Origin of the sequence: Sphingobacterium sp. GVS05A, from assembly GCF_019969845.1 — a bacterium.
In the GTDB taxonomy this organism is placed as follows: domain Bacteria; phylum Bacteroidota; class Bacteroidia; order Sphingobacteriales; family Sphingobacteriaceae; genus Sphingobacterium.
The window spans coordinates 589,716-612,756 of sequence record NZ_JAHXYR010000002.1; the positions used below are offsets into that span (position 1 = coordinate 589,716).

Genomic DNA, 23,041 nt, shown 5'->3' on the forward strand with positions numbered 1-23,041 from the left:
ATTATGAAGAAAACAGATATTGCCATCGTCGGTTTATCCTGTGTCTTTCCGGGGGCACGGGATGCCAATACGTTTTGGCAAAATATCATCAATAAGGTAGACTCCACCGAATTTGCTCCAGCCGACCGCATTGACCCGATCCATTTTAGTGATGGTCCGGGGACTGTAGATCGCTTTTATTGCAAACGTGGTGGTTTTATCCCAGACTATGTATTCGATCCAACGGCATTTGGTATTTTACCACTTGCCGTTGAGGGAACCGAGCCAGATCACCTCTTAACACTTGATCTGGTACAGAAAGCACTGGAAGATGCCAGCGTATTTCAAAAACAGGTATCACTGGAAAAAGCGGGAATTGTGATCGGGAAAGGAAATTATACTGGTCCGGGAGCTACCCGTGCCATAGAAATCGTACGTACAAGCGAACAGATTTCCTCCCTTTTACAGGAACTTTTACCGCAGGTACCAGCTGCTGATATCGAGAAGGTAAAACGAGCATTCCAGGAACGCAAGGGGCGCTTTGCCGCTGATACGGCTATGGGCTTAATCCCTAACCTTGTGGCTTCGCTTGTTGCCAACCGCTTCAATCTTGGCGGTGTGGCCTTTACTGTAGATGCTGCTTGTGCCAGCGCCTTGATCGCTGTAGACCATGCTGTACAGGAATTGCAGCGTGGCCGTAGCGATATCATGATTGCAGGCGGTGTACATACAGGACAAAATGCAGCTTTCTGGAGTATCTTTGCACAATTGGGTGCCCTTTCTCACAACCAGCAGATCAAACCTTTCAGCATGGATGCCGATGGCTTACTCATCGGTGAAGGCTGTGGTTTTGTTGTATTAAAGCGACTCGAAGATGCTGTACGTGACCAGGATAAAATCTATGCTGTCATCAAAGGTGTAGGCGTGAGCAGCGATGGTCATGGCACAAGCGTCATGAGTCCATCGGTGAAAGGACAATTAAAAGCTTTACAACAGGCTTGGATAAATGCTGAACTGGACGAAAAACAGATCGGCTATCTGGAAGCACACGGTACAGGGACACCTCTTGGAGATAAAACTGAACTACAGACACTGTCGCAGTTTTTCGGTAAAGAAGACGCTGCTCCAGTCGCTGGAATCGGTTCGGTCAAATCCAATATTGGTCATGCCATGCCTGCGGCAGGAATCGCGGGCCTGATAAAAACCTGTTTGGCGCTACACCATGATACACTACCACCAACCCTTTATTGCGAAAACCCGACCGCTGATATGCAGAAAACGCGATTTGCTCCAGTGCAGGAAGCAAAAAGCTGGTCAAAGACAGGTCTACCTAAGGTGGCCGCGGTAAATGCTTTTGGTTTCGGCGGTATTAACGCACACGTGGTCTTAACAGGCTATGATATGCCTAAAAAAGATCCCGTATTATTACTTGCCCGACCAACACATGCTGAATTACTTTCTGCTTTACAACATAACGATACGACAGTGGGTGAAGGCCATTATCGTATCGCCTTATTCGATCCAACCCCAGAACGGATTGAAAAGGCAATCAAAATCGTTTCTAAAGATAAAGCTTGGCGCAATAAGCAGGATATCTGGTATACCTCCGCCCCATTATTACAAGAGGGGGGCAAGGTTGCCTTCGTCTTCCCTGGTTTAGATGGCTTAGCGAAAGGAGAGATTGACTCGGTCAGTCGCTATTTTGGACTGACAGCACCTATACAAACCGAAGGTGAAGGACTGCTGAATGATGCGTTGGCTATTTTCAATTCTTGCAGCATTTTGGACAATTCCCTAAAAAAACTGGGAATATATCCGGACATGAATGCTGGGCATAGCTTAGGTGAATGGCTGGCTGGCTATTCTTCGGAACTAGCGGAAGCAAGTTCGGTCAAGGATCTTATTGATGTCCTGAACCCGAAGACTTTTGAACTCAAGGACTCCAAATTTATTGCCATCGGAACGGGGCTAAAGGAAATTACACCTTTGATTACTGGAATTCCCAATATTTATGTTTCCAATGACAACTGTCCACATCAGGTCATTCTATGCGGCAGCAATACCGCTTTAGAAGAACTTGTACCTCAGTTGAAAGCGAAACAGATATTCCATCAGATCCTGCCATTCCAGTCGGGGTTTCACTCGCCTTTTGTAGCAGACAAGCTTGATCTGATCCTAGCAGGTATGGAAAAAGTACAGTTTCAGCCAACCAAAATCCCTTTGTGGTCGGCCACCACACTGATGCCATATCCATCGGATCAACAGGCCATCCGCCAATTGAGTGCCGAACACCTTGTACAACCGGTCCGTTTCCGCGAGCTAACAGAAAAGCTTTATGACGAGGGAGTCCGGTTCTTTATCCAGGTGGGTACCGGTGGACTGATCGGCTTTATTGACGACACCTTAAAGGGAAAAGCTTTCAGCACCCTAGCATCCAGTGTGGTAACACGTTCAGCACTTGCGCAGCTACAACGTGTTGTTGCCGCTTTATTTGTAGAAGGAAAAACGGTGGCGCTGGATTTTCTGGCGGTACAAAACCATATAAAAAAGGCGACAAACAAAGGCATGAAGTTGCAGCTCGGTTCGCCTATCGTCCGTAATTTTGATGCGGTCAAGAGCTTAGGAAAGTCTTTTGACACAGTACAGCCACAACTGACCGCCGGAACAGCTGTAAGGGGCAATCATCCATTGGTACAGGCATTTCAGGAGAATATCGCCGATATGATCCGGATGCAGGAAGAAGTGTTGACACTTTTTCAGAACCGGCCAGCGCCTAGCGTTTTGGCAACTGTCACCAAGCCCCTTGTCGTAGAAAAACCTGTAGACAGACATTTTTCAAAAATGCTGCAGGTCAATTTGGACAGTCATCCCTACCTGATCGATCATAGTCTGCTGCGACAACCGCAGGGATGGCCAGAAGTAGCGGACATGGAACCGGTGATCCCGATGACCATGATTTTTGAATTGCTGGCCGAAATCGCTCAGGCGGAAAAACCTGCTACCAAGATCCATAAGATCATGCATGTGAGTGTGTTCCAATGGATGAATGTAGCCAAACCTTTTGAAAAAATAGTCAAGGGCGAATGGCGTTCCGCTCAACTTGCCTATCTGGATATCGAGAATTTTGCAAATGCAGAGGTAGCACTGTCTACAGCATATCCCGTCGCACCACAGTTTGATCTTTCCATAGGTGAGCCTCTGCCTATCACGCGTAATTCCGAAGAAATCTATGATAAGCATATGTTCCATGGAACAGCCTATCAAGGGATTATGGAGGTAACCGCTGTAGGTAAAAAGGGGATCAGGGGCAAGATCAAGGGTAATGGAGGAAAGGGCTCGCTATTGGATAATGCGGGACAATTGTTCGGTTTGTGGCTTCAGCTTACACTGACAAAAGATCGCATTGCATTCCCTGTTAAAATCAAAGAAATCGAGTTTTTCGACGACATGCATGACCAAGATGGCCTATTCGAGTGCACCTGTGTGTTGACTGAGCTGAATGATGAGTTTGCTATCGCAAATATAACGCTCCAACGAAACGGGAAAGTATGGTGCTCGATCAGGGGCTGGCAAAATCGACGATTGGAAATCGACGAAGCGTTGTGGAATGTTTCCATGTCGCCATTGCACAACCGTCTCTCAGTGGAAATTGCACCAAGCATTTTCTTTTTCCACCAGGCCTATACCCGTGTCGCTTCCTGGGACTTTATCCTGAAACGCTATTTCAACCAAACGGAAAAACAGCACTACCAACAATTGTTGCCCAACCGTAGAAAAAGTTGGATGGTAAGCCGTGTTGCGGTAAAAGATGCGGTGCGACAGCTGTTGAACCGTCAGAAAAACCTCCCCTGCTATCCCATTACGTTTGAGATCCGCTCGGATGAAGTCGGTAAACCTTATCTACTGGGCGATGCGACTAAAGATATTCATGTATCACTGGCCCACAAGGGAAAAGATGCCGTAGCTATCGCCCGTCAAGACAGATCTGTAGGTATTGACATGGAACTCATCGAGGAGCGTAGTACCGGTTTTTACCCACTGGTCTTTACCGATGCTGAAATGGAATTGCTAAAAGACAGGGAACAGGCGGAATGGACGACCCGTTTTTGGGTAGCGAAAGAAGCTTACGGAAAATTTCTGGGGACTGGCCTACAGGGCAACCCAAAAAGATATGAAGTAGAACGCGTCCAGGGAGATCATCTCTGGATCAATCAAATAGAAATAAAAACGATCAAACACCAAAATTATATTATCGGATGGACACTGTAAACACCACACTAAAATTGAATCATGAAGAATTATTCGCTTTATTAAAAGGCTTTATAACAGAAGTTATCGGCGAAGAATTTGTAGAAGAGATGGATATCACACCAGAAAGCTCCTTCACAAAGGATCTTGAAATGGACAGCATAGAAATTGTTTCTTTTTCAGAGAAAATCAAGGCACATTTTGGTGACCAGATTGATTTCACAGGCTGGTTATCTTCGATGGACCTGGATCAACTGATCAATCTTGACCTCCGTATGATCATCAATTATATCTACGAATGCCAATAATTACGGTCAACAACAGAAAGGTTCACATACAAGAACTAAATAAAGGTGCTGAACATACCGTGGTATTGATCCACGGTATGTTCAGCAACCTCTCTATTTATTATTTTAATATTGCTCCAATCCTAGCGCAGCATTTCCACGTGGTCATGTATGATCTCAAAAGTCATGGCATGAGTGAACGTGTATCGGAAGGCTATGATCTTGAAAATATGTCATCGGATCTGATTGCTTTGTTGGATAGTCTACAACTTCAAAACGTCCATCTGCTAGGTTACAGTTTTGGTGGACTAATCGCGCTTAAAACGGCATTGCAGATCCCAAGCCGTGTGCAACGACTCGTCGTTATGGAAGCTCCGGATCCACAGGATGAGAAAGCTCGCAACATCATCGATGAGTATAGTAAGGAATTTTTGGAACATTATATTGCCAATTTTACCGATACAACAAAAATGAAAATGGGTAAGCGACAATTTGAAAAAAATCATCGCCTTTACGAGTTTTTATTCAACCAGACGAGCATCAAAGCTGATATGATCAAAGAAAAATATTTCCTCCATGAAATGGATACTGCAACATTACCGCCGTCCACCTTACTGTTGTATGGAAATACATCGAACTGTAAACCAACGGGGGAATGGCTACAAACAAAAATATCTGGTGCTCAACTTAAACTCATTCCGGGAGATCACAATATCCCCATACAAGAACCTATACAGATAGCTGAAACTATCGTTGATTTTTTATCTAACCCTTTATTACAAAACCATGGCTAAATTTGTGTTTGTTGTCCCCCCACTGACAGGTCATGTCAATCCGACGTTGAGCATTGGTGCTGAACTATTGGAAAGAGGACATGAGGTAGCTTGGATCAGTCTTGACAAAAACTTAACTGATAAACTTCCAGCTGGCGGAAAGCTTTTGCTTATTCAATATGACCAGACGGATGAAGAAAAAAAAGAAAGCGAACAGTACCTTGATATCATTTCAAAAAAGATTGTCTATGGTATCGATAGCATCAAGTTTCTTTATGAAGATGTACTTATCCCTTTAAATAGACATTGTTATAAAGGTATCCTTACCTTATTAGAGGCATTTGCACCTGATCTCGTGATTGGCGACCATCAATTATTTGCGGCATCCATCGCTGCAAAAAAACTAGGGCTCCGCTATGCGACCACTGTCACGGCTCCCGCAGCTATTAAAATTGTCAGTGAACTCCCAAAGGTACACGAATGGGAAGAAAAGCAGATCGTTGCTTTACAACAGGAACTCGGGCTAACTGGAAATAAATCTTTGGATTGCTCGGATTTGCTTACGCTTGTCTTAACATCCCGTTATTTCTTTGGTGAGATGGATCTCAGCTCAAACTATCAGTTCACAGGACCTGTCCTGGCCGAACGTCGGGTATCGGCTGTATTTGACTGGGATAAACTGCATGCTAGTAATCGAAAAAAAATCCTGGTCAGTATTGGTACTACCTTTGATCATGACCATAAGAAAGCATTTTTCCAAAAGGTTATCGATGCATTTGCAGGAGAAGACTTAACAGTCGTCGTCGTTTCAGATCCGCAGCTATTTGATGCCTGGCCTGAAAACTTCATGGTTTATCAACAAATCCCGCAATTGGATCTGTTACCACATCTGGATGCTGTTGTATGCCATGGTGGCCATAATACGGTTTCCGAAACTCTTTCACAGGGTCTACCACTTGTGGTCATCCCGATCGCTTACGATCAGTCACATGTCGCGGGTCGCGTAGTGCGTACCGGTGCCGGTGAACGACTGAATTTCAATCGCTTTAAAGCACATCATTTAAAAGACAGTGTCCATACCATCTTGAATAATCCAACCTATCGTGAAGCTGCACATACCGTCCGTCAATCTTTTGTCGATGCGGGTGGCACGAAAACCGCAGCGGACCTCTTGGAACAAACTGCCGCTCCTATCGCTTCAAGAGCGGATGTACCGGCTAAGTTCCTCTTTGTTGTTCCACCATTTTTTGGACATATCAGCCCAACATTAAGTGTAGGTGCAAGCCTCCTTGCCCGTGGGCATGAAGTCCGGTGGTTTGGCATAACGCCATTAGCTGATCATCATATCCCCGAAGGTGGAAGTTATATCTATCCTGAAGCGGATCTGGTACCTTTTCAGGAGGAACTCCAACAGCTATTGAAACGTCAGGATGATGGTCCCTCCTGTTCGGGCCCTGAAGTCATGAAACTGGCGCTGGAAGAAACCTATGTCCCGATCGCGAAAATGATGATGCCGGGATTGGAACGTCTTCTCGGCCAATGGCAACCTGATGTGATCGTAAACGACTGCATCACCTTTGGAGGTGCGTTATTCGCACATAAACATCAGATCCCTTGTGTGACAACGACTCCCGTTCCACCGGATGTCATGGGCGACACGGAGAAGAGTGCTCCTAAGATATTTGAGTGGCAGCAAAATCTGATCAAAGACCTTCAAAAGGCCGTGGGAATTTATGATGAAGGAATCTTTATACACTCCCATCAGCTTAACCTGATATTTACGTCACAAGCTTTTGCCGGTTTTGAAACGGTACCGCCTCACATGAAATTTGTCGGACCGGTCAAAGGTCGTCCAAACAATACCCCTTTTGACTGGGAACGTTTGGCCGCCAGCACTACTCCAAAAGTATTTGTATCCTTAGGTACACTACTCGTGGATATTCGAAAAGCATTTTTCGGTAAACTGATCGAGGCCTTTGCCGATCAGCCGGTGACAATTATTGCCGCTACCCCACCAGAAATATTTGAAGAATGGCCTTCCAATTTTATTGTGAGTGGCTTTGTTCCCCAATCTGCTTTGATGCCACACATGGATATGGTTATTTGCCATGGGGGCTTCAATACGGTGAACGACACCTTTACAAATGGTTTACCCATGCTGATCACACCAATCGCCTATGATCATTTTCATACAGCCAAACTTATTGAGCAGGCGGGTTGCGGGCTTAGCATCCGATACAAACGTATGCGTATAGATGCATTGCGGGACACCGTGTTTGAATTGTTGGAAAACCCGATCTATCGAAATGCCGCCAAGGAGGTACAGAAGACCTTTCTAACCGCTGGCGGTAACGACCAGGCGGTAGCGCTATTGGAAGATTTTGTGAAACAAGAATGTTTGACATTGGCACAGGTGTAGGCGATGAAAAGAAAACTATTATTTGGTGAGCGCATGCTGTTGGGGGATGGAACTGAACCCTTCAACGCCGTCATTCCCTTTCGGCTACGTGGTGTTTTCAGCGAAGAAGATATCAAATACGCCTTGAGCCGATTACAGGAAAAACATCCCTGGCTGCGGGCACTTATCCAACATGATGACAAAAATACACCTTGGTTTCAGGTTCCGGAATTAACCGTATCGATTCCGATACGCTTAGTAAACCGAAAAAGTGAAGACGACTGGCAAGAGGAATCCAAAAAGGAATGGCATTCGACCTTCGATTATCAGACGAAACCATTAATCCGATTTGTCTGGATTAAGGGGGAAGAAGTCTCAGATATGCTATTTGTTTTCCATCATTGCTTATGTGATGGTGGCTCGGCCATGGCATTATTGTATGAATTTCTAAAAGTACTGGACAATCCGGCCGCGGAAATCGGACTGGAAAATCCGATCCTTGGCATTGAAGATGTCGTACCAGAACATATCTTACAGAGTGGTAAGAAGCGGTTTAAGGCAAAAACAATTGGCCGATTAGCAGCTTTAGCTATTAAATGTATTCCGGTCGGCAGAAAAGCGATCGATCGGCAGACAGACTATCTGATTCATTGGAAGTTTGACCAAGCCACCAGCAAGCAACTTATTTCTCATTGCAAGTCATTGGATGTCACGGTCAACACATTTCTGGGGGCCACGGTATTGCAGGCATTCCGGAAAGTACGTGGTTCGTCGGCATTCAATAAAGTTTCCTGCCCAGTAGATATCAGGCGTTTTGCACCACAGATAAAAGATGACCATATTTTTGCTTTCGGATTAATGATTGTCATGTCTTCGAACCAGAAAATAAGCTTTTTGGATAACCTCCGGTTGATGCAGGATGACGTGGAACGCAAAACAGCGAAGCTCAATCCTTATATCACCATGATGGTCATGGAATCTGCCCACGATGCCCTAAAAAACTTTACCAGACTCTTAAAACGGGGCAAGTCATCCAATGACTGTATGTTTTCCAATTTGGGACGAATACAGATCCCCGATCAATATCGGGCATTCAGCCTGGAAACAATCTTCAGTCCTTCGGTCATTGGTCCTTTGGGCAATACAACGACCATGGTCACCTCTACCTTTCGTGGACAAATGGATTTCTCCTTTATGGGAAGTGAGGGTTATTTACCACAGGGGGAAGCATTGGCCATTCGCGATGAGATCATCGATCAGATCAAACAACAATTAGATTACCAGGTAGCATCATGATCGAGAGAAAACTAATGATGGTGGAACGGATCATGTATGTTGATGCCGAAACACCCTTAAACTGTGTATTTGCTGCAAAGATAAGCGGGGAGATCGCCGAAGAACACCTTCGGAATGCCCTCAACAAAATTCAGCAAAAACATCCATTGCTCCGATCGGTTATCCGTATAGAGGATGCAAAGCAACCCCGGTTTGCGGTCAAAGAAGATATGGAATCTATTCCACTCCATATTGTCCAACGTCAAACGGATATGGATTGGATGACAGAGTCGGAACGGGAATGGTATCGCCCCTTTAAAGCTGACAATAAGCCACTAGCCCAATTGGTATGGGTCAAAGGTAATTCCGCTTCGGAGCTGCTTTGGGTATTACCACATTGTGTCTGTGATGGAACCAGTATCGTCACGTTGATGCGGGAGCTACTTTGCCTGTTGGATAACCCCGATAGGGAACTCGAGCCCTACCAGCTCTTTGAATCGGTTCATGAATTCCTGCCGCAAGGCTTTGAGCTTCAAAAAAAATCACGTAGAGCCAAATTCTATTTGCTATTGGCAAGATTTTTCTTTTTCCTGCAACGAAAGAGTAGAAAAAGAAATTTAGGAAAAAACTATGCGATGCACTGGAAACTGGATGCAGAAACAACGGCTGCCATAACCCAAGGCTGTAAAGATCAAAGCATTTCTGTCCATGCGCTCCTATGCACGACATTTATGCAAGCTTTTCGGGAGGTGCAAGGTAAAGCTGCAAAAAATAAAGTGATCAGCCCGGTTGATATCCGGCACTTTATTCCAGAAATCAAACAGGACCACATGTTTGCTTTTGCACCAACGGTGGAGCTTTCACTAAAAAAGGGGAATGATAATATCGTGGATACTGCGAAAGATATCAAAACGGCGCTCACACAAAAAATAGAAAAGATGGATGCCCGGGAGCTACTCTGGATGGGGGAACAGATGCACCCGCTAGTGGAGCGTATGATTTCTATGTTAAAATCGAGCCCGGGAGGACATGACGTCACGCTATCCAATATGGGTAAGCTCCAGATTCCAAACGAGTACAACAACTTCACTCTGGAGACCATATACAGTCCAACAGTGGCTTTCCCCTGGTTGAATTCAAATACCTTGGTTGCAACGACGTTCAATCAACAAATGGATTTCACGTTTATGTCCAATGAAGATTTTTTACCAAAAGAAGAAGCGATTAAAATAAAAGATAAGGCGATCGCACTCATGACCTTATCCCTATAACACTCCACATGACGAAGTTTACGGAACTAAAGAAAATAAAAAAAACAACGCTCAAGCGCTTTTTAAGGAAGCGTGCAATTTATTATATCCTCCCAAATGTATTCTTCAATTTCCTGGTTGCCTACGCCAGCTTTCAGGAGCTGGGATATACCCACTTTTTTGCTGGCCCACAAAGTCTGGCTCGACTGACACTACCAATGGCGATATTTTTACCTATTGTTCTTACAATGGATATTATCAAGCGGGTGATCGCAGCCATAGAACAGGAGTCGATCGCATTAACAGTAGACAGTGAACTGAACAGGAATAAATTTATTACGAAGCTGTGTGTTATCCATGGCTTCGTAACAGGTTTATTGGTATTCCTATGTCTCCTATTGGCACAATATAATCTATCTACACACTACAAGTTAAATGCGACTGCAATGGCTATTTTAGATGCGCTGCTCGCAGGTGTATTATCGATTTTGTTCACCTACTTACCAATCAGGAAATTAAGAAAACATTTGTCTGAACCTTCGTTAGTCATGCAGGAAATAGAACGAAATTAGCTTCCCATTAGGGGAAGCTTGCCCTTCTAACATTTGCTACCTAACGTCAGTATATGCTTTTTTCAGAAATAAAAATGCTGTAATGTCCTGATCTTGGGTTTTATTGACTATTAGAATTAAACAAAAAGGGCCGTATCAAAATAATTATTTTGATACGGCCCTTTTTCAATCGCCAAAAAATTGCTGTTACTTATTGTTCAATTTCTGTAAACGCTCCTTTGCTGACGGGACGATATCATCGTCTTTTTCATAATTTTCAATCACACTTTTCAGCGTACTCTTCGCCTGGAAAGCATTGCCTTTACGCGCATAGGTATCTGCAAGCAATACGAAGCTCTTGGCCACCCAATATTCCTGGGGCTCCCTGTTGTTAATCACATCAAAGGCAGTTTCTTGGGCTTTATCGTACTCCTTGTTATCATACTGCAGTTGTCCCACACGGTAACGCGCCTCTGCCCCTACCGCCGTTTGACTCTTCAGAGCGGCCAGATTGAGCTCTTTCATGGCCGACGTTATATTCTTTTCCTTCAGAAAAGCCCTGCCACTGTATAAGTGTGCCTTGGCAATTTCCTCCTCTGTTGCACCATCGTAATCCTTTACAAACTGCACATATTTGGCCATCTGCTCCATATCGCCGAGTTCGAAATAACAGATCATCAGGTTGGTTACTGCGTAACCATAGTTTTTCTTGTATTCGGAATTTAGCTCCAATTTTTTGAGGTGTACAATGGCCTCGTTGTATTCCTTTAGCTCCAGATACAGCGCAGCCACCGTCAGCAAGGTATTCTCTGTATACTTACTCGTCCAGTCGTTTAGGATGATATTCAGATCGTGTAGCGCTTCCTGCGGATGCCCGGTCTTGTATGAACTCACCCCACGGATGTAACGTGCATATTTTACTTGTTTGGGTTTCGGAAATTTATCAAAATAGGCGTTGATCGCTTCCACAGCTGCTCCGTATTCTCCTCTAGCAAAGAGGGATTGTGCTGCTTGGAAAGCCTGGTCATCCTGCTCTGCAGGGCTCAAATTACCAACATTTGAACCGATCGCATAGCGGATATAGCTTGTGGCATCGCCTTGGTCGAGGTAGATGTTTTCAATGAAACGCATTGCCTGTTCGGCCTCAGCAGTTCGCGCATATTTCTCCACCACCTGTTGGAAGGTAGCTTTGGCCGGTTCGGGTTCATCATTATTGTATTGCACGAGTCCAATGGTCATCAGCGCACGCGGGACATAGCTGCTCCGCGGATACTTCTCGATCATCCCTTGCAGTCCTTTGAGCGCGTTCTCATAATCGCCCATCATGAAATAGGTGTAAGGAATCTCAAAGGCCGCGTCATCGGCATAGTTGGAAGATGGATATTGTTTCAGAACAGACCGCAAGGTGCTAAGCTTGGTTTCATTGTCGCCCTGTAGGCCAAAGATCACACCACGCTGGAAGTAGGCATAGTCCTGATTAGGCGCTTTGCCGTTGATCAGCTTGTCATAGTAACTGTTAGCCCGGCCGTAATCGCGCAGGCACAGATACGAATCGCCCAGACGTGCGATCACGTCATACCGTATATTTTCATCCACCGTACTTCCGCCGGCTTTCAGAAAGCGTTCAAAATAATCGGCCGCCAGTGCGAAACGGTTATTTCTGTAGGCCGCATAAGCCAACCCATAATTAGCATAATTATAGACCTCGTTGTCTCTTGCAGCAGGCAAGCTCAGAAACTGGGAGAAATTTTCCACGGCCTCCCCGAATTTGCGCACTTCATACATCGCTTCCGCTTTCCAATAGGTAGCCAGGGCCGCCATTTCTGCATTGATCGGGAATTTTTCCGAACGCATAAACATGGAGATGCTATTTTCGAAAGCACGCTCGTTATAAAACTCCAGTCCGCGGTAGTAGGTTACCTTTTGATAGATCGCATCGACCTCCCGACCTCGCTTCTTCAACGACTCCAGCAGGCTAACCCCAGCATGAAAGTTGGTCGTCCCCCGCAAAATTTCAGCCGATAGTGATTCCGGGCTTTCCTTATTTTTTGCCCCCGGATCAGCAGGTTTCTCTTCCTGAGCAATATATCTCTCGAGGACTTTTTGTGCGGCTTGTGTGGAGTCCATGGCAAGAAGGACTTTGGCGTAGTTAAATAGCGCATCGGCTTTCACTTGCCGATCCAGATCCAGTTTCGTCGCTTTGACGAAGGCATTTCGCGCCGCCTGCTTGTCGCCCGTTTCCAGGGCGATATGGCCCAAGGTCATGATCGCTCCTTGATAAAAGGCATCAGAAGGTTTCATCGATTCCATCATACCACTCGCTCTTTTGTATTCACCGGCCCCATAGGCCAGATAGCTGATGCGGTAATTGTCGATATTGCTTTGCGAAGCGTCCGGATGACGTTTCATCAACTCATGGTAATATGCCTGTTTGTATTTTTGTTGTGCCAAATAGGTGCTGGTGGCGATCTGGCGCAGCTCCGTCTCGATCGCATCGCGGTTGATAAGCTTCATATTTGGGCTCCGGCGTACCTTCACGGCATCGGCCAGCATCGGTCGGTAGTCGCGTACGACATCGATGGAATCCATCGTTTGAACTTGCCCTTCAATCCCTTTTTGATTCTGTTGGCCCTTTTCTTTCTGCTGTTTCTCTACTTCTTGCGTATACCCGGTAACCAGCAAAGCTGAAAGTACCCCGGTAAACAGGTATTTCAGGTAATTGTCGCCGATTCTTTCTTTCAATATCATTGTTTGTTCTTATTTCTGAGTTTTTTCAACCTTTCCTTTGCCGAGGAGACAATAGTTTAATCTTTCACTAATTTTAGATAGCCAAAACTAAAGAATTCCGACCAAATTAGGTAAATTGCCAGGAAAAAATCCACCTCGTTTCCACGATACCCGACTCCTTTGCTCGCTATCGGCAAAGAATTGATACAATAATGGAGCCAAGAAGAGAAATAAATAGGAGGTGATCCCCTAAGAAGTTGCAGGATCTCATCCCACCTAGAAACAAAAAAAGCCCTAACTTTCGTTAGAGCTTTTCAGTCGGGGTGGCAGGATTGGCTCAGCCACACAATGCCCAAACACGACCCTGAGCCTCCTCCGGATCGAACCTCGCAGCTCCTTAAGAGGTCGTAGGTTCTCATCCCACCTAGAAACAAAAAAAGCCCTAACTTTCGTTAGAGCTTTTCAGTCGGGGTGGCAGGATTCGAACCTACGACCTCCACATCCCAAATGTGGCGCGATACCGGGCTACGCTACACCCCGAAAAGGTATCACCTTTGTTTTTGTGTGGCACAAATATCGAATCAATTTTTCAATTTGTCAAGACCTAAGCTCATTTTTCACACTAAACCACTGATTAATTGTACAATATTTTTATCAGCTACATTTTAAATCCTCATTATTAAGGTCAAAAACGCGGTCAATTGGTATTATATAGGAATATTTAAAATAACTTTAGATTATCCATTTCATTTTCATATCTTTGCATCCGATTTGACTATCGGTCGATAGTTTTTTCAAAAAGTATTTTCATATTCAAAAAATAAGTCGTAATATTGCATTCCGATTTTTACAGGATATAAATCGTTAATAATTACTCGAAATCATGGATTTAGTAAAATTTGTAGAAGAACAAGCGGTAGTAAGAAATGAAATTCCCGCTTTCAAAGCCGGAGATACCATCAGCGTTCATTATAAAATTCGCGAAGGAAATAAAGAGCGTGTGCAGGTGTACCAAGGTGTAGTAATCCAATTAAACAGCGAAGGTGCTAACGCTACTTTTACCGTTCGTAAAATCTCTAACGGTGTAGGTGTTGAACGTATTTTCCCTGTAAACTCACCAAACATTGAAAAAATTGTAGTAAACAGCTACGGTAAAGTTCGTCGCGCTAAATTATTCTATTTACGTGGCCTTACTGGTAAAGCTGCTCGTATTAAATCGAAAAGAATCTAATTACGACTACCTCGGCATAAAAAAAGGCTTTGATGAAATTCAAAGCCTTTTTTTATTTCATATTCCTTCAACCACTTCCTTTCCCCGGCACAAATACACTCCTGCCCCCATCACTTGAATAAGAACAGCAGAACCCATGTAATAAAATTAAGACAATTGAACCTCTTTTCTCAAAAAGAATCACACCTCTTTGTCTAGCTAAAACATTTTACTTACTTTTAGCGCTACCAATCTTTCCCTGTGTAAAGATCAGTGGGACTCTAAAACTTTATATAAACAGTGCAAGGATTGCACGCATAGAAATTTCTTGGCGGCTAATAGACATACAATATTTTGATGAAAACTGTTTTTTTTATACTTGCTCTTACTTTACAGACGACAACCATTTTTGCGCAGAGAAATATTGGTGATTTTCTGCAATTACAGTCTAAGCCCGAGACTTACTATGTCCAAAAAGCTCAAATTCCTATCGAAATTGACGGTAAAGATGACGAAATATCCTGGGCTAAGGCACCATGGACAAACGCGTTCAAAGACATCGAAGGTACAAGTAAACCTACGCCATCATTTGACACTCGTGTTAAAATGCTTTGGGACAATGAAAACCTCTACCTCTTTGCTAAATTGGAAGAACCTCATATCAATGGCTATCTTAGACAGAAAGATACCATTATTTATCATGACAATGACTTTGAGGTATTTTTAAAACCCAACCTCCAATCTCCGGAATATATTGAAATCGAAGTCAATGCCCTGAACACCATCATGGACCTTCTGATGACCAAACCTTATCGTTTCGGCGGAAAAGCTAATTTAAACTGGGACACCAAAGATATCCAGAGTGCGGTCTACCATGCTGGAACAATAAATAATCCAGCCGATAAAGATAATTTTTGGACCGTCGAAATGAAGATCCCTGTCAAAAGTCTAAAATACTTTGGTGAAGGAAATCAAATCAAGGCAAATGAGGTATGGAAGATAAATTTCTCCCGCGTACAATGGCACTATGATGTCAATGAAAAAGGTTATATCAAAAGAAAGGATAATACGGGTAAGCCGCTAGCGGAAGAAAACTGGGTATGGTCGCCCATCGGTCTGATCAACATGCATTATCCCGAACGATGGGGACATATCAAATTTGTAGATCAGGATAGTAAACATTCCATAGATGATCAATTTTTGGCCTTAGAAAAAACAGCTTGGAATATTTTTTACCTGCAACAGATTTACGGGAATACGAATAAGCGCTATGCAACATCTCTTGATGAATTGAGCAAATTATATCCTGAAATCATTACTATCAGCAAGCATTATCACCTTGTCTTTTCCAATGCAAATAAATTCTATCGCATTGAGATTAAGTCAAAATCGCAGCCCAATTTAAAGGCTACAATCGATAATCAGGGCAACATCTATTTTTAATTTATTTATTCAGTCGGTCTTCAATTATAATATTGAATAAAAATTTGCTATCTTTGTATCCCGTACATAGAGCAACTATTATTGGTCGTTTTGACCACATAAAATTGAAAATCCTTTAATTGTTATGACTAAATATATTTTTGTTACGGGCGGCGTTACTTCGTCGTTAGGGAAAGGTATTATTGCAGCCTCCCTTGCTAAACTTCTCCAGGCACGTGGCTACAAAGTGACCATTCAAAAATTCGATCCTTACATTAACATTGACCCAGGAACATTGAATCCGTATGAGCATGGCGAATGTTATGTTACTGAAGATGGAGCGGAAACGGACCTTGATCTGGGCCACTACGAGCGTTTCTTGAACGTCCCTACCTCACAAGCGAATAATGTAACAACTGGTCGTATCTACCAACACGTTATCCAACAAGAGCGTGAAGGTGCATATTTAGGAAAAACAGTTCAAGTAATTCCACATATCACCGATGAAATCAAACGCCGCATGCAGCTTTTGGGTGAATCAAATGAATATGATATTATTATCACCGAACTTGGCGGAACTGTAGGCGATATCGAATCTCTTCCATTCGTTGAGGCTGTAAGGCAATTGCGTTGGGAACTGGGAGCAAATAACTCATTGGTTATCCACTTAACTTTAGTTCCTTATTTGGCCGCAGCTGGTGAACTTAAAACCAAGCCGACACAGCACTCTGTCAAAACATTGCTGGAATATGGTGTACAGCCAGATATACTTGTATGCCGTACAGAGCACAAATTATCACAGGAAATCCGTAAAAAATTAGCACAATTCTGTAACGTTAACATCAATGCTGTTGTTGAATCTATTGATGCCTCGACAATCTATGATGTTCCTTTACTTATGTTGAAAGAGAATCTGGATAAAACGGCGTTAACGAAACTAAAACTTTCCAACAAAAACGAACCGGATCTAGAAAACTGGAAAAACTTCCTCGGCAAGCTTAAAAACCCGACTAGTGAGGTTTGCATCGCTTTAGTTGGAAAATATGTTGAACTTCCAGACGCATATAAGTCCATTACCGAAGGTTTTATACATGCTGGCGCAACAAACGAATGCAAGGTGAAGGTAAGTTATATTGCTGCTGAAAGTGTTACAAAAGAAAATGTTGCTGAAAAACTAAAAGGCATGGATGGTGTGTTGGTAGCCCCTGGATTCGGTGAACGTGGTCTGGACGGAAAATTAAATGCAATCAAATATGTGCGCGAAAACAATACTCCTTTCTTTGGTATCTGTTTGGGTATGCAATGCTCCGTCATTGAATTCGGAAGAAATGTATTGGGGTTGAAAGATGCCAATAGTTTCGAAATGGATGCGAATACCAGCAACCCGGTCATCAATCTGATGGAGGAACAAAAAAATATCACGGATATGGGGGGTACCATGCGTTTAGGTGCCTACGATTGTGAAATTAAAAAAGGGACAAAAGCCTTTGCGATTTATGGAAAAACAAAAATTTCCGAAAGACACCGTCACCGTTATGAATTTAACAATGACTATTTAAAACAATATGAAGCAGCAGGAATGATCGCTTCGGGATTCAATCCAGAGACTGGATTAGTTGAAATTGTCGAATTGAAAAACCATCCATTTTTCGTTGCCGGACAATTTCATCCAGAATTAAAGTCAACTGTTGCAAATCCTCACCCACTTTTTGTTAGCTTTGTAGCCGCTGCTTTGGCCAACAAGAAATCAAAGTAGTATTAGAAGGATAAAATTAATTAAGTTTAATTATTAAAGATGGATAGAAATACCCTAATTGGTTTGGTCCTGATGTTTGCCATCATCACTGGTTCATTTTACCTGATGAAGCCTTCAGAATCAGAAATCAAACAAGAACAAGCGCGACAAGAGGCAAAAGCCCAGACAGCAAAAGGACTGCCTGTAACAAGTGACTCTATCGCGAAAGCAAAAACAGCGCAAACAGCAGTGATTGCAGATTCAGCTGAACTGAAAAAACCTTTTGGTGCGTCAAAATTTGGAACTGAAAAAATCATTACCCTTGAAAATGATGCTATCATTGCCAAAATCAGCACAAAAGGTGGTAAAGTGAAATCGGTCGAATTAAAAGGCGAAAAGAATTTCAATGGAAAACCTTTGATGCTTTTCGAAGGTGAGGACAATAAGTTTGGTTTCCAGTTCAATGCTGCTGGACAAAACATCTCCACCAACGATTTATTCTTTAATACAGAATCTTCTGATATCCAAGTTTCGGGTGAAGGTAAACAATCGGTAAAATTCAAATTGAATTACAGTGCTGATCAATATATTGAATATGTATATTCTATCGCTGGGAAAGGTTACAACGTAGCTCTGGATGTCAATACAAAAGGTATTCAAAATCTGATCCCACAAAGTCAAAAAACATTGACATTGAACTGGAATACTGTTTTGAGACAAAAAGAGCAGAATATTGAATCTGAAAGACAAAAATCTACACTTTATTATCAAGAAGATAATAAAGTAGACCATTTATCTGAATCGAAGGACGATGATGAAGCACTGGAAAAGAAAGTGCAATGGATTGCTTTCAAACAACATTATTTTTCAAATATCCTAAATGCTAAAAATGGATTCGTTAATGCGAAAATCGATGTAAAGCATGCAACGGAAGGTGATGTGGTGAAATTTTACAACACCAATGCTGAATTGGCTTTTGACAACCATAAAGACAACAATTATTCGTTGAATTTCTTTTTCGGACCAAACCAATACAATGTATTGAAAGCAGAAGGCAATGATTACCAATCCATCATCAATATGGGCTGGGGTCCTATGCGCTGGATCAATCAATGGATCACTGTGCCTGCATTTAACTTCTTGGATGGTTTCCATATGAGCTATGGTATTGTCATCTTGTTACTTACATTATTGTTAAAACTGGTTCTTTCGCCAATGACTTACAAGTCGTATGTATCTATGGCAAAAATGCGAGTATTGAAACCGCAGTTAGATGAGATCAAAGCGAAAGTCGGTGAAGACAATCAGATGTTGATGCAACAGGAGCAGATGAAGCTGTATAAACAGGTCGGCGTGAATCCACTCGGAGGATGTCTACCTCTTGTGCTGCAAATGCCATTTACAATTGCTTTCTTCTATTTCTTTCCAAATTTATTTGAATTGAGAGGACAGAGCTTCTTGTTTATGAAGGACATGTCAACCTATGATACCTTGTTTACATTTGCGCCTATTTTTGGATCATTCAACCACATCTCTTTGATGTGTATCTTGATGACCCTGACAACATTGTTGACCACTTGGTATAACAATGCTACATCGGGCGCAACGGGTCAAATGAAATACATGGGTTATATCATGCCTTTGATTTTCTTCTTTGTCCTAAACAGTTTCCCTGCAGGTCTGAACTATTACTACTTCCTAAGTGCGTTGTTTACATTCTTGACGCAATTAGTTATTCGTACGATGGTAAATGATGATAAAATCTTAGCTAAACTGGAAGAAAATAAAAAGAATCCAAAAGTTGAGAAAAAATCAAGCTTCCAGGCTAAAATGGAAGAAATGATGCGTGCTCAACAACAAGCTCAACAAAACAAAAATAAATAGTATTATTTATATAACTGATAAAGAAGGCTTCCCGATAGGAAGCCTTCTTTTGTTAATAGTCTTTTGTAGCACTTTGTAAAACCAAACGTTAGAAATGATGTTTTATATAAAAATTTAAAAGATGAGATTTAGAAACATTGTGGTATTGATGATGGCTGTCCTTGCTTTGGCGAGCTGTTCAGCATTAAAAAAGAATTCAGACAAACCGGATTCGGATAATGCATCCGCTACCATTATTGGAAAAAAATGGCAATTAATTGAAATCGGCGGAAAGGCTGTTTCCGAACAGGTCAACGGTCGGGTTCCTTTTCTCAAACTGGAGGAAAAAAGTTATAGCGCCAATGGTGGTTGCAACGGAATAGGTGGCGAACTGACCTTTTCAACCAATGGAAAAATTAAGTTTGCGCAAGGGATGTCAACGATGATGGCTTGCCCTGACATGTCGATTGAGCAAGCTTTATCTAAGGCATTAATCACAGCAGACAACTACAGTCTAAATAATGGTATTCTAAGTTTAAATAAAGCAAAGATGGCTCCTTTGGCAAAATTTAAGTTAATGGAGGAAAAGCAAAATTTAAGCGGAACTTGGGAGCTCGATTACATCTCTGGACCACGTATCGCTTTTGAGGGCCTGTATCCAAATCGCAAACCAACGATAACATTTAACATACAGGATGGAAAGATAAATGGTAACAGCAGTTGCAATAATTACAATGCTACATTTAAGACGAACGATCACCAAATTAGCTTCGGCCCAATCATGTCTACGAAAATGGCTTGCGAAGGCAATGGTGAAGCAACCTTCTTTTCCACATTAGAAAAAGTGAACAGCTATGATATCAATGAAAATACGCTCACTTTTATCATGGGCGATATTGCCATGATGAGATTTCAAAGAAAGTAAAATATAGAAAAAGGATAGGGTTTTGGTGACCCCAAAACCCTATCCTTTTTCTATATCGATTATTGTCTGTACCAAATTAATTTCGGACACAAGCTTTAGACAAAAGCACTAAATCCTGTGATACTTCTTCCAACAATCAAAGAATTGATTTCCTTAGTACCTTCATAAGAATAAATCGCCTCAGCATCTGCAAGGAATCTAGCGACATTATACTCCAGCAAGATACCATTCCCCCCCATGACTTCCCTCGCCTTGGACACAATATCTCTTGTCCGTAAAGAACAAAACACCTTTGCCAGTGAAGCATGTTCATCCCGTAGTTGTCCAGCATCTTGTAGTTCAGATAATCGAAATACTAGCGTTTGCATTGCCGTTAGATTCGATAGCATTTCAACCAAATGATTTTGAATTAACTGAAAAGATGCAATAGGTTTGCCAAACTGTTTTCTTTTGCGTGTATAATCCAAGGCATTTTCATAGGCTCCTCGTGCGCAGCCCACAGCCATCCATGCAACCCCCGCTCTCGTCATTTGAAGGACTTTACCTGTATCTTTGAAAGAATTCGCATTTTGCAAACGATCTGTTTCGGGGATGATACAGTTTTCTAATGTAATCAATCCATTTTGCACAATCCGTAAAGCCATTTTATCTTTGATCTTTTCAACTGAGAACCCAGGGTTATCTTTACGTACAATAAAACCTTTTACTTCTCCATCTTCAAGATCCCTGGCCCAGACTATTGTAATATCAGAAAAGGTGGAGTTTCCGATCCATTTCTTCTGGCCATTTAAAACCCAGCCTTCAGTAGTCTTCTTACAGGTGGTTGTCAATCCGCCTGCTGCTCCCGAACCAACTTCCGGTTCCGTTAGACCAAAAGCACCGATCACCTCCATCTTTTGCATCCTTGGCAACCATTCCTGTTTTTGTTCCTCCGATCCACAGATATAAATCGACCCCATGGCCAAACCACTCTGTACACCAAAGAAGGTAGCAACGGATGCATCTACCCGAGCAATCTCTGCAGCAATGATACCTTCCATCAATGAACTTCCCCCCATACATCCGTAGCCCTCATAAGTATATCCACATATATTTAAAGCAGCTAACTTGGGGACTATTTCAAAAGGGAATTCATCTCTTAACCAATATTTATTGACGATTGGCTTCACTTCTACCTCCATAAACTTACGTACCTTCAACTGGAGCTCCCGATCTGATCCATTCAATTTGCTGTCCATATCATAAAAATCCCCATTGATAGGCGGTAATTCCTTTTTTTCTTTCCCTGGATTTAGCATTTTCATTAAACCATGAAGCTGTTTATCATCCATTTTCGAGACCGCATCCATGACAGCACCTAGGTCTACTTTTTTCGAGATTTCCTCCAATTTGCCAAAGTCAATTGATTTTGCCAAATCCATTATATTCTTAACTTTATCAAACATAATCGCAATTTCTTTTTTACAGGGTTTCCTCTTAAAATAATAAAAATATTTGAAAATTGTTTGTGTAGCCCACGATACACCAATCTATTCAAGCCTATTTTCCCCGTACTATAGCTATCTAAACAGTTTTATCTATCAAATCGTTTGCGCCTATTTTTCAATTTCTTGCATTACTCGAACTATCACGATCAGTAAAATGGAAATCAAATAAAAAAAATAAACAACTGATTTTAAATACTTTACATACAATTAAAAAAAATGTATTTTTTTTGGGTTACCTTTTTGGGTTCCGTGTATTAAGAGATGAAAAAGAAAATATTTCAATTTAAATTAGAAAATTAGAAAATGAAAAACGCATTAAAATTCGGTTTCTTAGGTTTAGCTTTAACTGTAGCTTTCGCATCTTGTAACAACACTGAGAAAAAAGCTGAAGGTGCTACTGATTCAGCATCTGCTTTAGTTGATTCTGCTGCTAACACTTTGGATTCAGCTGCTAATAAAATTGATTCAGCTGCTCAAAAAGTTGATTCAGCTGCTGCTAAAGTTGATACTGCTGCTAAAAAATAATTTTAGAAGCTGAATAACGCATTTGGAGAGGCTTTTCGCGAGAGAAGCCTCTCTTTTTTCAAAAAATATTGGGCAGCAGGGTTACCTTTTCAATTTACCCGTATTAAGTCTTAAATAACAAGATTTAGAAATTACTTTTAATTTTAATAAAATGAAAAACGCATTCAAATTAGGTTTCTTAGGATTGGCTTTAACTGTAGCCTTCGCTTCATGTGGTGAAACTGGTAAAAAATCAACTGATGCTGTTGATTCAGCATCTGCTTTAGTTGATTCTGCTGCTAACACTTTGGATTCAGCTGCTAATAAAATTGATTCAGCTGCTCAAAAAGTTGATTCAGCTGCTGCTAAAGTTGATACTGCTGCTAAAAAATAATTCTTCGAAACAG

Annotated in this window: 16 protein-coding genes and 1 tRNA gene; 14 read left to right on the forward strand and 3 right to left on the reverse strand. The window is 42.2% G+C overall.

The features are described 5' to 3' along the window. The first annotated feature begins 3 nt into the window (after positions 1–3). From LC454_RS07175 to LC454_RS07205, 7 genes are read left to right on the forward strand one after another with little or no spacing between them, the layout of a single operon-like run. A complete protein-coding gene (locus LC454_RS07175) occupies positions 4–4,248 on the forward strand; it encodes a type I polyketide synthase (RefSeq protein WP_223581048.1) in 4,245 nt (1,414 codons plus the stop codon). After that, positions 4,236–4,535, forward strand: coding sequence for an acyl carrier protein (locus LC454_RS07180; RefSeq protein WP_120262284.1), 300 nt, complete (start codon positions 4,236–4,238; stop codon positions 4,533–4,535). The genes LC454_RS07175 and LC454_RS07180 overlap by 13 nt, the downstream gene beginning before the upstream one ends. Next, on the forward strand, positions 4,526–5,308 hold the full coding sequence (locus LC454_RS07185; protein ID WP_223581050.1) for an alpha/beta fold hydrolase: 783 nt from the start codon (positions 4,526–4,528) through the stop codon (positions 5,306–5,308). The genes LC454_RS07180 and LC454_RS07185 overlap by 10 nt, the downstream gene beginning before the upstream one ends. Next, positions 5,301–7,706, forward strand: a complete 2,406-nt coding sequence (locus LC454_RS07190) for a glycosyltransferase (protein WP_223581052.1) — start codon at positions 5,301–5,303, stop codon at positions 7,704–7,706. The genes LC454_RS07185 and LC454_RS07190 overlap by 8 nt, the downstream gene beginning before the upstream one ends. Positions 7,707–7,709: 3 nt before the next feature. Further along, positions 7,710–8,981 (forward strand): condensation domain-containing protein, encoded by a 1,272-nt coding sequence (locus tag LC454_RS07195; RefSeq protein ID WP_223581054.1) that lies wholly within the window; start codon positions 7,710–7,712, stop codon positions 8,979–8,981. Continuing rightward, the gene (locus LC454_RS07200) at positions 8,978–10,231 is read left to right on the forward strand and encodes a condensation domain-containing protein (protein ID WP_223581056.1); all 1,254 of its coding nucleotides are present in this window, start codon (positions 8,978–8,980) and stop codon (positions 10,229–10,231) included. The genes LC454_RS07195 and LC454_RS07200 overlap by 4 nt, the downstream gene beginning before the upstream one ends. A gap of 8 nt (positions 10,232–10,239) precedes the next feature. Continuing rightward, the gene (locus tag LC454_RS07205) at positions 10,240–10,782 is read left to right on the forward strand and encodes a hypothetical protein (RefSeq protein ID WP_223581058.1); all 543 of its coding nucleotides are present in this window, start codon (positions 10,240–10,242) and stop codon (positions 10,780–10,782) included. A 186-nt stretch (positions 10,783–10,968) separates the two neighbouring features. On the opposite strand, the gene LC454_RS07210 is transcribed toward LC454_RS07205, so the two are convergent. Both LC454_RS07210 and LC454_RS07215 read right to left on the reverse strand, forming a co-directional pair. Next, on the reverse strand, positions 10,969–13,170 hold the full coding sequence (locus LC454_RS07210) for a tetratricopeptide repeat protein (protein WP_223581060.1): 2,202 nt from the start codon (positions 13,168–13,170) through the stop codon (positions 10,969–10,971). Between the two features lie 784 nt (positions 13,171–13,954). Then, positions 13,955–14,028, reverse strand: a tRNA-Pro gene (locus LC454_RS07215). 343 nt (positions 14,029–14,371) lie between these two features. Here LC454_RS07215 and rplS point away from each other — a divergent pair. The 5 genes from rplS to LC454_RS07240 all read left to right on the forward strand — a co-directional run bounded on the left by rplS (position 14,372) and on the right by LC454_RS07240 (position 20,643). Then, complete coding sequence (rplS, locus tag LC454_RS07220) at positions 14,372–14,719, forward strand: 50S ribosomal protein L19 (protein WP_077437627.1); 348 nt, start codon at positions 14,372–14,374, stop codon at positions 14,717–14,719. A gap of 336 nt (positions 14,720–15,055) precedes the next feature. Continuing rightward, positions 15,056–16,141, forward strand: coding sequence for a carbohydrate-binding family 9-like protein (locus tag LC454_RS07225; protein WP_223581062.1), 1,086 nt, complete (start codon positions 15,056–15,058; stop codon positions 16,139–16,141). Positions 16,142–16,265: 124 nt separating this feature from the next. Continuing rightward, a complete protein-coding gene (locus tag LC454_RS07230) occupies positions 16,266–17,876 on the forward strand; it encodes a CTP synthase (RefSeq protein ID WP_223581064.1) in 1,611 nt (536 codons plus the stop codon). A 39-nt stretch (positions 17,877–17,915) separates the two neighbouring features. Continuing rightward, positions 17,916–19,739: a membrane protein insertase YidC gene (yidC, locus tag LC454_RS07235; RefSeq protein ID WP_223581067.1), complete on the forward strand. Its 1,824-nt coding sequence runs from the start codon at positions 17,916–17,918 to the stop codon at positions 19,737–19,739. A gap of 121 nt (positions 19,740–19,860) precedes the next feature. Beyond that, positions 19,861–20,643 (forward strand): META domain-containing protein, encoded by a 783-nt coding sequence (locus LC454_RS07240; protein WP_223581068.1) that lies wholly within the window; start codon positions 19,861–19,863, stop codon positions 20,641–20,643. A 95-nt stretch (positions 20,644–20,738) separates the two neighbouring features. Here the strand turns inward: LC454_RS07240 and LC454_RS07245 are convergent, their stop codons facing one another. Beyond that, positions 20,739–22,088 (reverse strand): acyl-CoA dehydrogenase family protein, encoded by a 1,350-nt coding sequence (locus tag LC454_RS07245; RefSeq protein ID WP_223581070.1) that lies wholly within the window; start codon positions 22,086–22,088, stop codon positions 20,739–20,741. Between the two features lie 345 nt (positions 22,089–22,433). Here LC454_RS07245 and LC454_RS07250 point away from each other — a divergent pair, with 345 nt between their 5' ends. Continuing rightward, entirely contained in the window at positions 22,434–22,655 is a 222-nt protein-coding gene (locus LC454_RS07250; RefSeq protein ID WP_223581072.1) for a hypothetical protein, read from the forward strand. Between the two features lie 151 nt (positions 22,656–22,806). Further along, entirely contained in the window at positions 22,807–23,028 is a 222-nt protein-coding gene (locus LC454_RS07255; protein ID WP_223581074.1) for a hypothetical protein, read from the forward strand. Positions 23,029–23,041 lie beyond the last annotated feature (13 nt).

Bases quoted from the DNA above. Each gene is read 5' to 3' on its own strand.
- LC454_RS07175 (WP_223581048.1), top strand. From the start codon at position 4: ATGAAGAAAACAGATATTGCCATCGTCGGTTTATCCTGTGTCTTTCCG.
- yidC (WP_223581067.1), top strand. From the start codon at position 17,916: ATGGATAGAAATACCCTAATTGGTTTGGTCCTGATGTTTGCCATCATC.
- LC454_RS07230 (WP_223581064.1), top strand. From the start codon at position 16,266: ATGACTAAATATATTTTTGTTACGGGCGGCGTTACTTCGTCGTTAGGG.
- LC454_RS07240 (WP_223581068.1), top strand. From the start codon at position 19,861: ATGAGATTTAGAAACATTGTGGTATTGATGATGGCTGTCCTTGCTTTG.
- LC454_RS07225 (WP_223581062.1), top strand. From the start codon at position 15,056: ATGAAAACTGTTTTTTTTATACTTGCTCTTACTTTACAGACGACAACC.
- LC454_RS07210 (WP_223581060.1), bottom strand. From the start codon at position 13,170: ATGAAACGTCATCCGGACGCTTCGCAAAGCAATATCGACAATTACCGC.
- LC454_RS07200 (WP_223581056.1), top strand. From the start codon at position 8,978: ATGATCGAGAGAAAACTAATGATGGTGGAACGGATCATGTATGTTGAT.
- rplS (WP_077437627.1), top strand. From the start codon at position 14,372: ATGGATTTAGTAAAATTTGTAGAAGAACAAGCGGTAGTAAGAAATGAA.
- LC454_RS07195 (WP_223581054.1), top strand. From the start codon at position 7,710: ATGAAAAGAAAACTATTATTTGGTGAGCGCATGCTGTTGGGGGATGGA.
- LC454_RS07255 (WP_223581074.1), top strand. From the start codon at position 22,807: ATGAAAAACGCATTCAAATTAGGTTTCTTAGGATTGGCTTTAACTGTA.
- LC454_RS07190 (WP_223581052.1), top strand. From the start codon at position 5,301: ATGGCTAAATTTGTGTTTGTTGTCCCCCCACTGACAGGTCATGTCAAT.
- LC454_RS07180 (WP_120262284.1), top strand. From the start codon at position 4,236: ATGGACACTGTAAACACCACACTAAAATTGAATCATGAAGAATTATTC.
- LC454_RS07245 (WP_223581070.1), bottom strand. From the start codon at position 22,088: ATGTTTGATAAAGTTAAGAATATAATGGATTTGGCAAAATCAATTGAC.
- LC454_RS07205 (WP_223581058.1), top strand. From the start codon at position 10,240: ATGACGAAGTTTACGGAACTAAAGAAAATAAAAAAAACAACGCTCAAG.
- LC454_RS07185 (WP_223581050.1), top strand. From the start codon at position 4,526: ATGCCAATAATTACGGTCAACAACAGAAAGGTTCACATACAAGAACTA.
- LC454_RS07250 (WP_223581072.1), top strand. From the start codon at position 22,434: ATGAAAAACGCATTAAAATTCGGTTTCTTAGGTTTAGCTTTAACTGTA.